General features: G+C 64.6%; 12 protein-coding genes. 4 read left to right on the top strand and 8 right to left on the bottom strand.

What is annotated here, in order from left to right; genetic code table 11:
• The 8 genes from DNJ95_RS05115 to DNJ95_RS05080 form a co-directional block, all read right to left on the bottom strand.
• Nucleotides 1–417, bottom strand: coding sequence for a septal ring lytic transglycosylase RlpA family protein (locus DNJ95_RS05115; RefSeq protein WP_131183646.1), 417 nt, complete (start codon nt 415–417; stop codon nt 1–3).
• The gene (gatB, locus tag DNJ95_RS05110; protein WP_131183645.1) at nt 414–1862 is read right to left on the bottom strand and encodes an Asp-tRNA(Asn)/Glu-tRNA(Gln) amidotransferase subunit GatB; all 1449 of its coding nucleotides are present in this window, start codon (nt 1860–1862) and stop codon (nt 414–416) included. Before gatB ends, DNJ95_RS05115 begins: the two co-directional genes overlap by 4 nt.
• A gap of 11 nt (nt 1863–1873) precedes the next feature.
• Nucleotides 1874–3325, bottom strand: a complete 1452-nt coding sequence (gene gatA / locus DNJ95_RS05105; protein ID WP_131183672.1) for an Asp-tRNA(Asn)/Glu-tRNA(Gln) amidotransferase subunit GatA — start codon at nt 3323–3325, stop codon at nt 1874–1876.
• Nucleotides 3326–3330: 5 nt separating this feature from the next.
• Nucleotides 3331–3618 (bottom strand): Asp-tRNA(Asn)/Glu-tRNA(Gln) amidotransferase subunit GatC, encoded by a 288-nt coding sequence (gene gatC / locus DNJ95_RS05100; RefSeq protein WP_131183644.1) that lies wholly within the window; start codon nt 3616–3618, stop codon nt 3331–3333.
• A gap of 298 nt (nt 3619–3916) precedes the next feature.
• Nucleotides 3917–4654, bottom strand: a complete 738-nt coding sequence (locus DNJ95_RS05095; protein ID WP_131183643.1) for a proteasome-type protease — start codon at nt 4652–4654, stop codon at nt 3917–3919.
• A gap of 269 nt (nt 4655–4923) precedes the next feature.
• Nucleotides 4924–5718: a transglutaminase family protein gene (locus DNJ95_RS05090; RefSeq protein WP_131183642.1), complete on the bottom strand. Its 795-nt coding sequence runs from the start codon at nt 5716–5718 to the stop codon at nt 4924–4926.
• Nucleotides 5715–6665 carry an alpha-E domain-containing protein gene (locus DNJ95_RS05085; RefSeq protein ID WP_131183641.1) on the bottom strand — a complete coding sequence of 317 codons (951 nt, stop codon included), beginning with the start codon at nt 6663–6665 and terminating at the stop codon, nt 5715–5717. The genes DNJ95_RS05090 and DNJ95_RS05085 overlap by 4 nt, the downstream gene beginning before the upstream one ends.
• Nucleotides 6659–8074 (bottom strand): circularly permuted type 2 ATP-grasp protein, encoded by a 1416-nt coding sequence (locus DNJ95_RS05080; protein ID WP_131183640.1) that lies wholly within the window; start codon nt 8072–8074, stop codon nt 6659–6661. The genes DNJ95_RS05085 and DNJ95_RS05080 overlap by 7 nt, the downstream gene beginning before the upstream one ends.
• A 520-nt stretch (nt 8075–8594) precedes the next feature.
• Between DNJ95_RS05080 and carA the strand changes: the two genes are divergently transcribed.
• The 4 genes from carA to DNJ95_RS05060 all read left to right on the top strand — a co-directional run bounded on the left by carA (nt 8595) and on the right by DNJ95_RS05060 (nt 13886).
• Nucleotides 8595–9743, top strand: coding sequence for a glutamine-hydrolyzing carbamoyl-phosphate synthase small subunit (gene carA / locus DNJ95_RS05075; RefSeq protein ID WP_242671909.1), 1149 nt, complete (start codon nt 8595–8597; stop codon nt 9741–9743).
• A 30-nt stretch (nt 9744–9773) separates the two neighbouring features.
• Nucleotides 9774–12995, top strand: coding sequence for a carbamoyl-phosphate synthase large subunit (carB, locus tag DNJ95_RS05070; RefSeq protein WP_131183638.1), 3222 nt, complete (start codon nt 9774–9776; stop codon nt 12993–12995).
• On the top strand, nt 12992–13468 hold the full coding sequence (gene greA, locus DNJ95_RS05065; RefSeq protein ID WP_131183637.1) for a transcription elongation factor GreA: 477 nt from the start codon (nt 12992–12994) through the stop codon (nt 13466–13468). Before carB ends, greA begins: the two co-directional genes overlap by 4 nt.
• 85 nt (nt 13469–13553) lie before the next feature.
• Nucleotides 13554–13886, top strand: a complete 333-nt coding sequence (locus DNJ95_RS05060; protein WP_420824381.1) for a DUF4149 domain-containing protein — start codon at nt 13554–13556, stop codon at nt 13884–13886.
• The last annotated feature ends 13 nt before the right edge of the window (nt 13887–13899 follow it).

Here is a 13899-nt window from a genome sequence, read left to right as displayed (position 1 = left end):
TCAGGGTTTCAGCGGCTGGATGCGCACCGGGGCGATGCCGGCGCGAAGCATGTCGAGGCGTTGCGCGGCGGCACGGGACAGGTCGATGACGCGGCCGCGCTTGAACGGGCCGCGATCATTGATGCGCACGGTCACTTCCCGGCCATTGTCCAGGTTGGTGACCCGCACCCGGGTGCCGAAGGGCAGCGTGCGATGGGCGGCGGTCATGGCGTGTTGGTCGAAGCGCTCGCCACTGGCGGTCTTCTTGCCGTGATGGGGGCTGCCGTACCAGGACGCCTTGCCCGTCTGTGAGTCGCCACCACCCAGGGTCGAGCAGCCGGCAAGGGCAACCGCAAGCGACAAGCCCCAAGCTGCAAGAGAGAAGCGGGTGCGGCCTGCTCGAGGCTTGTGGCTTGAAGCTTGTGGCTGCTCTTTCATCCTTCCAGTTTTTTCTTCAACAGTTGGTTGACCTGCCCCGGGTTGGCCTTGCCTTTCGAGGCTTTCATCGCCTGGCCGACGAAGAAGCCGAACATCTTGCCGCGCTTGGCTTCATCGCTGGCGCGGTACTGTTCGACCTGGGCGGCGTTGGTGGCCAGCACCTCGTCGAGCATGGCTTCGATGGCGCCGCTGTCTGTGACCTGTTTCAGCCCTTTCTGTTCAATGACCTGGTCGGCGCTGGCGCCTTCGCCATTGACCAGTGCCTCGAACACCATCTTGGCGATCTTGCCGCTGATGGTGTTGTCCCTGATGCGCAGGATCAGGCCGCCCAGTTGCTCGGCGGACACCGGCGACTGGTCGATTTCCAGGCTTTCCTTGTTGAGCAGGCTGGACAGTTCGCCCATCACCCAGTTGGCCGCCAGCTTGGCGTCGCCGCAGGTCTTCTCGACCGCTTCGAAGTAGTCGGCCAGTTCACGGCTCGCCGACAGCACGCTGGCGTCGTAGGTGGACAGGCCGAACTGGTGCTCGAAGCGCTCGCGCTTCTGCGGCGGCAGTTCCGGCAGGCCGGCTCGCAGCTCATCGAGGAAGCTGCGCTCGATCACCACCGGCAGCAGGTCGGGGCAGGGGAAGTAGCGGTAGTCGTTGGCTTCTTCCTTGCTGCGCATGGAGCGGGTCTGGTCCTTGTTTGGGTCGTACAGGCGGGTTTCCTGCACCACCTGGCCGCCGTCCTCGATCAGTTCGATCTGCCGCTGCACTTCATGGTTGATGGCCTTCTCGATGAAGCGGAAGGAGTTGACGTTCTTGATCTCGGCGCGGGTGCCGAACGCGGCCTGGCCCTTCGGGCGGACCGAGACGTTGCAGTCGCAGCGCAGCGAGCCTTCGGCCATGTTGCCGTCGCAGATGCCGAGATAACGAACCAGCGCATGGATCGCCCTGACGTAGGCCACGGCTTCCTTGGCGCTGCGGATGTCCGGCTCCGAGACGATTTCCAGCAGCGGCGTGCCGGCGCGGTTGAGGTCGATGCCGCTCATGCCGTGGAAGTCTTCGTGCAGGCTCTTGCCGGCATCTTCTTCCAGGTGCGCGCGGGTGATGCCGATGCGCTTGACCGTGCCGTCTTCCAGGGTGATGTCGAGGAAGCCCTTGCCGACGATGGGGTGGTCCATCTGGCTGGTCTGGTAGCCCTTGGGCAGGTCCGGGTAGAAGTAGTTCTTGCGTGCGAAGACGTTGCGCTCGGCGATCTCGGCGTCTATCGCCAGGCCGAACCGGCAGGCCATGCGCACCGCCTCGGCATTGAGCACCGGCAGGGTGCCGGGCATGCCCAGGTCGACCAGGCTGGCCTGGGTGTTGGGCGTGGCACCGAAGGTGGTGGCGCTGCCGGAGAAGATCTTCGACTGGGTGCTGAGTTGGGCGTGGATTTCCAGCCCGATTACGGTTTCCCATTGCATCTGTGCGTTCCTCAGAATCCGGCGGGGGCCTGTTGGTGCCAGCCGGTGACCTGCTGGTACTGGTGCGCCACGTTGAGCAGGCGGCTCTCCTGGAAGTAGTTGCCGAGCAACTGCACGCCCACCGGCAGGCCATCGACGAAGCCGGCCGGCATCGACAGGCCGGGAATGCCGGCCAGGTTGGCGGTGATGGTGTAGATGTCTTCCAGGTAGGCGGAGACCGGGTCGGCATTCTTCTCGCCCAGCTTCCAGGCCAGGTTCGGCGTGGTCGGGCCGAGAATCACGTCCACCTGCTCGAAGGCGGCGACGAAGTCGTTCTTGATCAGCCGGCGGATCTGCTGGGCCTTGATGTAGTAGGCATCGTAGTAGCCGGCGGACAGTGCATAGGTGCCGACCATGATGCGGCGCTTGACCTCGGCGCCGAAGCCTTCGCCGCGCGAGCGCTTGTAGAGGTCTTCGAGGTTGACCGGGCTCTCGCAGCGGTAGCCGAAGCGCACGCCGTCGAAGCGCGACAGGTTGGAGCTGGCCTCGGCGGGAGCGATCACGTAGTAGGCGGGTATGGCGTGTTGCAGGTTGGGCAGGCTGATGTCCTTGAGCGTGGCGCCGAGTTTTTTCAGCTCCTCGACCACGGCCAGGACTTTCTCGCCGATACGGGCGTCCAGGCCGTTGCCGAAATACTCCTTCGGCAGGCCGATGCGCAGGCCGGCCAGGGGCTGGTCCAGGGTCGCCAGGTAATCGTCCACCGGCACGTCGACGCTGGTGGAGTCCTTGGCATCGAAACCGGCCATGGCCTGCAGCAGCAGGGCACAGTCTTCGGCGCTGCGCGCCAGCGGGCCGGCCTGGTCGAGGCTGGAGGCGTAGGCGATCATGCCCCAGCGCGAAACGCGGCCGTAGGTTGGCTTGATCCCGGTGAGGTTGGTCAGCGCCGCGGGTTGGCGGATCGAACCGCCGGTGTCGGTGCCGGTGGCGGCCGGCAGCAGGCGCGCGGCGACGGCGGCGGCCGAACCGCCGCTGGAGCCGCCGGGGACGCGGCTCGGGTCCCAGGGGTTGTGCACCGCGCCGTAGTGGCTGGACTCGTTGGCCGAGCCCATGGCGAACTCGTCCATGTTCAGTTTGCCGAGGCTGACGGCGCCGGCGGCGGCGAGTTTCTCCACCACCGTGGCGTCGTAGGGGGCCTTGAAGTTATGCAGGATCTTCGAGGCACAACTGGTCAGTACGCCCCGGGTGCAGAACAGGTCCTTGTGGCCGATCGGCGCGCCGAGCAGGGCGCCGTTCTCGCCAGCGGCGCGGCGGGCATCGGCGGCTTGCGCCTGTTCGATGGCCGCTGCTTCGGTGACGGTGATAAAGCTGTTGAGCTGGGGGTCGAGGCGGGCGATGCGTGCCAGCAGGTCGCGGGTCAGCTCTTCGGCGGAGAATTGTTTGCCGGCGAGGGCGCGGGCGATGCCGGCCAGGGTCAGTTGATGCATGTCGTTCATTCGATCACCCGTGGGACCAGATAGAGGCCGTCCTGTACGGCCGGGGCGATGGCCTGGTAGGCATCGCGCTGGTCGGTTTCGGTCACCGCATCGGCACGCAGGCGCTGGGTGGCTTCCAGGGGGTGGGCCAGGGGCTCGATGCCGCGGGTGTCGACGGCCTGCATGCGATCGACCAGGCCGAGGATGCTGTTGAGGGTTTCGGTGGTGCGGGGAAGCTCGCTTTCATCGAGGCCCAGTCGGGCCAGGTGAGCGATCTTTTCCACCTCGGAGCGTTCAAGCGCCATCGGGGATTCTCCGTGGAAAACGGGCTGGCTGCGGATGCTGCGCGATGATCGTCCGCCGGCAATTCGCAGCCAGGCCATGAAAAGGGCATGGTCCATGAAAACCGTGCATCTTACATGCACGGGCCTGATCCCGGTAGGGAAGGGGTTATGAGCCCAGGGCGATCGCGTCATGCCGTTATTCACCGGCAAGGTGCTTCGATAAAAGCGCTGGAGGCTGGAACGCTGGACGAAAAACACTGCTTGCCACGCTCTTTCGTCCAGCCTCCAGCCTCCAGCCGTCAAGCCGATGGCTTGCCGCTTATTCGCCCAGATAGCTGGCCGGTGTGCTGGGCAGTTCCTGCAGCAGTTGCCGCAGGCCGTTCCCCCACTGCTGCCTGACCGCCTCGAAATAGGCGTCGCCTTCCTCTACCCGATAGCCGTGCGGCACTTCCAGGCTGTCGTTGCGATAGACCAGCAGGTCCAGCGGCAGGCCGACCGAGAGGTTGCTGCGGATGGTCGAGTCGAAGGAGATCAACGCACAGCGTAGCGCGTGCTCCAGCGTGGTGCGGTGGTTGAGGGCGCGGTCGAGGATCGGCTTGCCGTACTTGCTTTCGCCGATCTGGAAGTAGGGCGTATCGACGGTGGAGGCGATGAAGTTGCCCTGCGGATAGAGGTTGTACAGGCCGGGCGCCGCCCCGGCGATCTGGCCGCCGACGAGGAACGAACTGCTCATGTCGACGCCGGCGGTCATGCTCGGCGCGCTGTCGTGCTCGACCACTTCGCGCAGGGTCTGGCCGACCAGCCGGGCGGCGTCGAACAGCGTCGGGACATTGTGCAGGTTCGGGGCGTCGCCATGCAGGCGCTGGCGCAGCAGGCTGATGACCGACTGCGAGGTGGCCAGGTTGCCGGCGGTTTGCAGCACGATCAGGCGCTCCCCGGGGATGCCGAAGATATGCAGCTTGCGGAAGGTGGCAATGTGATCGACGCCGGCATTGGTGCGTGAGTCGGAGACGAACACCAGGCCATCGGCCAGGTGCATGGCAACACAGTAGGTCATGATCGGGCGGCTCTACTGGACATCGTAAAAGTGGCTCGGGGTGCGGAGTATAGCGTGAGCTTCAGGCTGATGGCTGGCAACCGCCCCTGGGGTTATCGCGTTATGCCGTTATTCTCCGCCAAGGTGCTTCGACAAAAGCGCCGGGGGCTGGAAAGCTGGACGAAAAGCATCGGCGGCCACGCGCTTTCGTCCGGCTTCCAGCGCTCTTTTCGGCTCTTTTCCGTACGCCGTGGATCGCGTGACCGCTTTGCCACAACCCCATCGCTGCCTCACTGCTGGCTCATCTGCATCGGCGAGACGCGTACCTTCGCGTGCATGCGTTCGTCGCCGCCGCCACGGCGCATGCCGCGCACCGGGCAGGCATCCAGGTAGTCGAGGCCGACCGCCAGCTTGAGGTGGCGTTCAGGGCGGGTCAGGCGGTTGGTCACGTCGAAGCTGTACCAGGCGCCGTCCAGCCAGGCCTCGGCCCAGGCATGGCTGGCCAGGTGGCCACTGTCCTCGGTGTACAGGTAGCCGGAGACGTAGCGGGCGGGTATGCCGATGCTGCGGGCGCAGGCGAGGAAGGCGTGGGCGTGGTCCTGGCAGACGCCGGCGCGTCCGGCGAAGGCCGCGACGGCGCTGCTGTCGACGTGGGTGGCGCCGGGGACGTATTCGATATGGTCGGCCAGGGCCTCCATCAGCCGTGCCAGTGCCTGGTGGCTGTGCTGGCCGGCACTGTGCTGCCAGGCGAAGTCGCGCAGGGCTTCGTCGGCCTGGGACAGCGTGGTGCTGCGCAGGAAGGGCAGGGGCGAGCCGGCTTCCTCGCCGGTATCGCTGTCGACATCGATCTCCACCTGGCCGCGGGCGCGGATGAGGATCGAGTCATGGGGTTCGTCCAGGGTCAGCACGTGCAGGATATTGCCGTACGGGTCGATCTGCGCCGAGGCCGGGCGCGGCAGTTCCAGGTTCCAACTGAGAATGCGCTGGCGGCGGCTTTCCTGGGGTGTCAGGCGCAGATACTGGATGCTGGCGCGTACCTGATCGTCGTAGCTGTAGGTCGTGTCGTGGTCGATGGAAAGTTTCATGCGGCCTCCAGGTAAGCACTGTGGATGGCGTTGCTCAGTGAGTGCAAGTGTTCGATCTGGCGCGTGATCGAGTCATGCAGGCCCTGTTGCAGCACTTCTTCTATGGTGATGTAGCGCACGCCGGCGACCAGTTCGGCGGCCAGGCGCTGGGCCGGGCGACCGTTGTCGCCGGGCAGGCTGGAGAGGATCCGGTCGATCTCTTCCAGGCAGGTGCGCAGCGAGCGCGGCACTTCCGGGCGCAGCAGCAGGAGTTCGGCGACCTTGCCGGCGCGCGGCGAGCCACGGTAGATGTCGGCGAAGGCTTCGAACGAGGAGAGCGCGCGCAGTAGCGCGCTCCACTGGTAGTAGGCATGGGCCGAGCGATCGTCGATCGTGTCCACTTCCTCGCCCAGCAATTCGTAGCGCGCATCCAGCAGGCGCAGGGTGTTGTCGGCGCATTCTATGAAGGTGCCGAGGCGGATGAAGCGGTAGGCGTCGCCACGCATGATGGTGCCGACGGTGGCGCCTCGGAACAGGTGCGAGCGTTCCTTGACCCACTCGCAGAAGCGGCTGATGCCGTATTTCCCCAGGCCCTGGGCGGCGATGTGGCGCATGTCCAGCCAGGAGGTGTTGATGTTCTCCCACATGTCGGTGGTGATGCGGCCGCGTACCGCATGGGCATTGGCGCGGGCGCTGGCCAGGCAATTGTAGATACTGGCCGGGTTCTGCTCGTCCAGGGCGAAGAAGTGCGGCATGTTTTCCGCGTGCAGGGCGCCGTGGCGCTGCAGGTAGGCTTCCTGGGTGCCGGTGATCAGCAGCGGCATGGCCAGTTCTTCCAGGCCGTTGCCCTGGCCGGCCTGCGGCATCAGTGACAGCGAGTAGCTGACATCCATCATGCGTGCGAGGTTTTCCGCCCGCTCCAGGTAGCGGGACATCCAGTAGAGATCGGCGGCGGTACGGCTCAGCATGGGCAATCCTCCACGATCCAGGTGTCTTTGGTGCCGCCGCCCTGGGACGAGTTGACCACCAGCGAACCTTGGCGCAACGCCACGCGGGTCAGGCCGCCCGGTACCAGGCGGGTGTCGCGGCCACTGAGGACGAAGGGCCGCAGGTCTATATGGCGCGGGGCGATACCGCTTTCGACGAAGGTCGGGCAGGTCGACAGGCTGAGGGTCGGCTGGGCGATGTAGTTGGCCGGATTGGCCTTCAGGCGCAGGCGGAAGTCCTCGATCTCGGCCTGGCTGGCGGCGGGGCCTACCAGCATGCCGTAGCCGCCGGAGCCCTGGGTTTCCTTGACCACCAGTTGCGGCAGGTTGGCCAGTACATGGGACAACTCCTCGGGCTTGCGGCATTGCCAGGTCGGCACGTTCTTGAGGATCGGTTCTTCCGATAGATAGAAGCGGATCATGTCCGGCACGAAGGGGTAGATGGCCTTGTCGTCGGCGACGCCGGTGCCGAGGGCGTTGGCCAGCACCAGGTTGCCGCGCCGGTAGGCCGACAGCAGGCCGGGCACGCCGAGGGCGGAGTGGGGGTTGAACGCCAGCGGGTCGAGGTAGGCATCGTCCAGTCGGCGGTAGATCACGTCCACCGGGCGGGCGCCGTAGGTGGTGCGCATGAAGACGCGGTCGTCGCGGACGAACAGGTCGGCGCCCTCCACCAGTTCCACGCCCATTTCGCGGGCGAGGAAGGCATGTTCGAAATAGGCGCTGTTAAAGCGGCCCGGGGTCATCACCACCACGCTGGGGTTGTCCAGCGGGCTGGAGTTGCGCAGGGTCTCCAGCAGCAGGCTCGGGTAATGGTTGATCGGCGCGATACGCTGGCTGGCGAACAGTTCGGGGAACAGCCGCATCATCATCTTGCGGTCTTCCAGCATATAGCTGACTCCGCTGGGGGTGCGCAGGTTGTCTTCGAGGACGTAGTAGCTGCCGTCGCCATCGCGTACCAGGTCGACGCCGGAAATGTGCGCGTAGAGGTTGCGGTGCAGGTCGAGGCCGCACATGGCCAGTTGGTAGTGGTCGTTGACCAGCACCTGCTCGGCCGGAACGATACCTGCCTTGAGGATGCGCTGGTCGTGGTAGATATCGTCGAGGAACATGTTCAGCGCCTGTACGCGCTGGATGCAGCCGCGTTCGACGTGCCGCCACTCGCTGGCGGGTATGGCGCGGGGGATGGTGTCGAAGGGGATCAGGCGCTCGGTGCCCTGTTCGTCGCCGTAGAGGGTGAAGGTGATACCGGCGCGGTGGAACAGCAGGTCGGCTTCGCGCCGACGCTGCTGCAGCAATTCTTCCGGGGTGTCGGCCAGCCACTTGGCGAATGCCTTGTAGTGCGGGCGGCATTCGCCGCTGGGGTCGACCATTTCATCGTAGAAGGCTGGCATGCATTGCTCCTTTTGCCCTTTGTGCAAAGCCTGAAGCAAGGTGCGAGCCATAAAGATTTCCTTATCATATTCAATTGGTTACGTTTTTTATTCGAGTGCCTTGCATCGTTTTGGTGCGCGCTTGTCGCGTCGCCCGTAAATCGGGCTCGATTTCGGGGCGGTCGTGTCCGGCGCTGCCAGGGCGATCGCGCTATGCCCGGCAAACAGCCGAAAACAGCGCTGGAAGGCTCAAGGCTGGACGAAAGAGCGTGGCAACCAGTGTTTTTCGTCCAGCATCCAGCTTCCAGCGCTTTTATCGAAGCACCTTGCCGGTGAATAACGGCATAGCGCGATCGCCCTGCCGAATCCCGCGTGGCGGGTGGACCGGAGAGCGCCCTTTCTGTATGATTCCCACTTTAGTGTGTCCACTAAAAGTAAAAGTTGCGCAGAATGAATCAGATAAAAAAGCGGGATGACCTTCACACGTCATCCCGCTTTTTTACAATCTGCGTGTGCTTCAGCCAGATCTTCGGGAGGTCTCTTGACTAAGCCAGCCCTTCAACCTGCCATTCTGGCACTCGCCGATGGCAGCATCTTTCGCGGCGAATCCATCGGGGCCGATGGCCAGACCATAGGTGAAGTGGTCTTCAACACTGCCATGACCGGCTATCAGGAAATCCTTACCGATCCATCCTATGCCCGGCAGATCGTCACCCTGACCTATCCGCACGTCGGCAATACCGGCACCACGCCAGAAGATGCCGAGGCTTCGCAAGTATGGGCCGCCGGCCTGGTGATCCGCGACCTGCCGCTGGTCGCCAGCAACTGGCGTAATCGTCAGCCGCTGGACGAGTACCTGAAAGAGCGTGGCACTGTCGCCATCGCCGGTATCGACACCCGCCGCCTGACCCGCATCCTGCGCGAGAAGGGTGCGCAGAATGGCTGCATCCTGGCTGGCGAAGGTGCGACCGAAGAGAAAGCCCTGGAGCTGGCGCGCAGCTTCCCGGGCCTGAAGGGCATGGACCTGGCCAAGGAAGTCAGCACCCGCGAGCGCTACGAATGGCGCTCCAGTGTCTGGAACCTGAAGGATGACAGCCACCCGGAGGTTGCCGCCGAGGCGCTGCCCTACCATGTGGTGGCCTACGATTTCGGCGTCAAGCTGAACATCCTGCGCATGCTGGTCGCGCGCGGTTGCCGCGTCACCGTGCTGCCGGCCCAGGCGCCGGCCGGCGAAGCGCTGGCGCTGAAGCCGGATGGCATCTTCCTTTCCAACGGCCCGGGCGACCCCGAGCCTTGCGACTACGCCATCGAGGCGATCCAGCAAATCCTGGCGACCGACATCCCGCTGTTCGGTATCTGCCTGGGCCACCAGTTGCTGGCGCTGGCTTCCGGCGCGAAGACAGTGAAGATGCCAAACGGCCACCATGGCGCCAACCACCCGGTACAGGACCTGGACTCCGGCGTGGTGATGATCACCAGCCAGAACCACGGTTTCGCGGTGGACCATGACAGCCTGCCGGGCAACCTGCGCGCCACCCACAAATCGCTGTTCGACGGCACCTTGCAGGGTATCGAGCGCACCGACAAGTCCGCGTTCAGCTTCCAGGGGCACCCGGAGGCGAGCCCGGGGCCGCACGATGTCGCGCCGCTGTTCGACCGTTTCATCTCCGCCATGGCTGCCCGCCGTTGATCCGCTGAGCGAAGGATTCGAGTAAGACCTATGCCAAAACGTACAGATATCAAAAGTGTCCTGATCCTCGGCGCCGGCCCCATCGTCATCGGCCAGGCCTGCGAGTTCGACTACTCCGGCGCCCAGGCCTGCAAGGCGCTCAAGGAAGAAGGTTTCCGCGTCATCCTGGTGAACTCCAACCCGGCCACCATCATGACCGACCCGGCCATGGCCGATGCTACCTATATCGAGCCGATCAAGTGGCAGACGGTGGCCAAGATCATCGAGAAGGAGCGCCCCGACGCGCTGCTGCCGACCATGGGCGGCCAGACCGCGCTGAACTGCGCGCTGGAACTGGAGCGCAACGGTGTGCTGGAGAAATTCGGCGTCGAGATGATCGGCGCCAACGCCGACACCATCGACAAGGCCGAGGACCGCTCGCGCTTCGACAAGGCGATGAAGGACATCGGCCTGGCCTGCCCGGTCTCCGGCATCGCCCACAGCATGGAGGAGGCCTACGGCGTACTCGACAAGGTCGGCTTCCCCTGCATCATCCGTCCGTCCTTCACAATGGGCGGCACCGGTGGCGGCATCGCCTACAACCGCGAGGAGTTCGAGGAAATCTGCACCCGTGGCCTGGACCTGTCGCCGACCAAGGAACTGCTGATCGACGAATCGCTGATCGGCTGGAAGGAATACGAGATGGAGGTGGTCCGCGACAAGAAGGACAACTGCATCATCGTCTGCTCCATCGAGAACTTCGACCCGATGGGCGTGCACACCGGCGACTCGATCACTGTCGCGCCGGCGCAGACCCTGACCGACAAGGAATACCAGATCCTGCGCAACGCCTCCCTGGCGGTGCTGCGCGAGATCGGCGTGGAAACCGGCGGCTCCAACGTGCAGTTCGGTATCTGCCCGAACACTGGCCGCATGGTGGTGATCGAGATGAACCCGAGGGTGTCGCGCTCCTCGGCGCTGGCCTCCAAGGCCACCGGCTTCCCGATCGCCAAGATCGCCGCCAAGCTGGCGGTCGGCTACACCCTCGACGAACTGCAGAACGACATCACCGGTGGGCGTACGCCGGCGTCCTTCGAGCCGGCCATCGACTATGTGGTCACCAAGGTGCCGCGTTTCGCCTTCGAGAAATTCCCCAAGGCCGACGCCCGCCTGACCACCCAGATGAAATCCGTGGGCGAGGTCATGGCCATTGGCCGTACCTTCCAGGAGTCCCTGCAGAAGGCCCTGCGCGGCCTGGAAGTCGGCGCCAGTGGCTTCGATCCCAAGTTGAACCTGGCCGATGCCGAGGCCGAGAGCACCCTCAAGCGTGAGCTGACGGTGCCCGGTGCCGAGCGCATCTGGTACGTCGGCGATGCCTTCCGCGCCGGCAAGAGCGTCGAGGATGTGTTCGCGCTGACCCGTATCGACCCCTGGTTCCTGGTGCAGATCGAAGACCTGATCAAGGACGAGGCGCTGATCAAGACCCTCGGCCTGTCCTCCATCGACCGCGAGCTGATGTACAGGCTCAAGCGCAAGGGCTTCTCCGATGCGCGTCTGGCCAAGCTGCTCGGTGTCACCGAGAAGAACCTGCGCAGCCATCGTCACAAGCTGAAGGTGCTGCCGGTCTACAAGCGCGTCGACACCTGCGCCGCCGAGTTCGCCACCGACACCGCCTATATGTACTCGACCTACGAGGAAGAGTGCGAAGCCAGCCCGTCGGGCCGCGACAAGATCATGATCCTCGGTGGCGGCCCGAACCGTATCGGCCAGGGTATCGAGTTCGACTATTGCTGCGTGCACGCTGCCCTCGCCATGCGCGAAGACGGCTATGAAACCATCATGGTCAACTGCAACCCGGAAACCGTTTCCACCGACTACGACACCTCCGATCGCCTGTACTTCGAGCCGGTGACCCTGGAAGACGTGCTGGAAATCGTCCGCGTCGAGCAGCCCAAGGGCGTCATCGTGCAGTACGGCGGCCAGACTCCGCTGAAGATCTGCCGCGCCCTGGAAGAGGCCGGCGTGCCCATCATCGGCACCAGCCCCGATGCCATCGACCGCGCCGAGGACCGCGAGCGCTTCCAGCAGATGGTGCAGCGCCTGAACCTGCGCCAGCCGCAGAACGCCACCGCGCGCAGCGAGGAAGAAGCCATCGCGGCGTCCAAGGTCATCGGCTATCCGCTGGTGGTGCGCCCATCCTATGTGCTGGGTGGCCGGGCGATGGAAATCGTCTACGAGGAAGACGAGCTCAAGCGCTACATGCGCGAGGCGGTGCAGGTGTCCAATGACAGCCCGGTACTGCTCGATCACTTCCTCAATTGCGCCATCGAGGTCGATATCGACGCGGTGTGCGACGGCGAGAGCGTGGTCATCGGCGCGATCATGCAGCATATCGAGCAGGCTGGTATCCACTCGGGCGACTCTGCCTGCTCGCTGCCGGTCTATTCGCTGCCGCAGTCGATCCAGGACGAAATCCGCGACCAGGTGCGGCGCATGGCGCTGGAGCTGGACGTGGTCGGCCTGATGAACGTGCAGATGGCGGTGCAGGGCGAGGACATCTACGTACTCGAAGTCAACCCGCGCGCCTCGCGCACCGTGCCGTTCGTGTCCAAGTGCATCGGCACCTCGCTGGCCAAGGTCGCCGCCCGCGTGATGGCTGGCAAGAGCCTGGCCGAGGTGGGTTTCACCGAAGAGATCATCCCGCCGTTCTTCAGTGTCAAGGAAGCGGTGTTCCCATTCGCCAAGTTCCCGGGCGTGGACACCATCCTCGGCCCGGAAATGAAGTCCACCGGCGAGGTGATGGGGGTCGGCGACAGTTTCGCCGAGGCGTTCGCCAAAGCTCAACTGGGCGCCAGCGAGATCCTGCCGACCTCCGGTTGCGCCTTCATCAGTGTGCGCGAGGATGACAAGCCCTTCGTCGAACAGGTCGCGCGTGACCTGGTCAGCCTCGGTTTCGAGGTCGTGGCCACGGCGGGTACCGCGCGTCTGATCGAGGATGCCGGTCTGCCGGTGCGCCGCGTCAACAAGGTCACCGAAGGCCGTCCGCATGTCGTCGACATGATCAAGAACGACGAGGTGAGCCTGATCATCAATACCACCGCCGGCCGTCAGTCCATCGCTGACTCCTATTCCATCCGTCGCAACGCTCTGCAACACAAGATCTGCATCACCACCACCATCGCGGGTGGCCAGGCGATCTGTGAGGCGCTCAAGTTCGGTCCCGAGAAGACCGTGCGCCGCTTGCAGGATCTCCATGCAGGAATCAAGGCATGAACAAATTCCCGATGACCGTCCAGGGCGCCCGTGCCCTGGAAGAAGAGCTGACCCACCTGACCAAGATAATGCGCCCGAAACTCAGCCAGGAGATCGGTGCCGCGCGCGAGTTGGGCGACCTCAAGGAAAACGCCGAATACCATGCCGCCCGTGAGCAGCAAGGCATGGTCGAGGCGCGTATCCGCGATATCGAGGGGCGTCTGCAGCATGCGGTGGTCATCGATGTCACCACCATCGCCCACACTGGCAAGGTGATTTTCGGCGTCACGGTGGAAATCGCCAATGTCGAGACCGACGAAAGCGTGGTCTACCAGATCGTTGGCGAGGACGAGGCCGATATCAAGCAGGGCAAGCTGTCGGTGGGTTCGCCCATCGCTCGCGCGCTGATCGGCAAGATCGAGGGCGACGTGGCGACGGTCAGGACCCCGAGCGGCCTGGTCGAGTACGAGATCGTCGAGGTTCGCCATCTCTGAGTGGATCAGGGAGCAGGCGGCCAGCGCCAGCTGGCGGCTTGCCCAGGCATTCTGGGGCTGCGGGCTCTGGTTGCTGCAGTTCGTGATGCTGCCGTCTCTGCGCGAGCTTGGTTTCGCACCCTTGCTGGTGCAGGAGGTGGCCGCCGCGTTGCGGCCATCGCTGCTGAGCTTCGCCGCGTTCTGTATCCTGCTGCAGATGCTGATCCTGTCGCGTGCCCTGGGGCTGGCGGCGCTGCTGCGCGACTTGCGCGGGCAACTGCTGTCGCTGGCCTTGTTGCTGACCGGGGTTCACTTCATGCTGCGCGCCATCTGGCCTGCCGAGCAGGGGCTGATGCTCAGCTATCTGGCGGTGGGTGGCTGTGGCCTGCTGTTGCTGCTGCAGCCAGCTCCGCCGTCGAGGGCGAAGCGTGGCGGATGACCGTCGCCGGGCA

The sequence above is a fragment of the Stutzerimonas kirkiae genome (assembly GCF_004327335.1).
Taxonomy (GTDB): domain Bacteria; phylum Pseudomonadota; class Gammaproteobacteria; order Pseudomonadales; family Pseudomonadaceae; genus Stutzerimonas; species Stutzerimonas kirkiae.
Note: the sequence above shows the minus strand (reverse complement) of the source record. Positions and strands in the feature narration are given on the sequence as shown.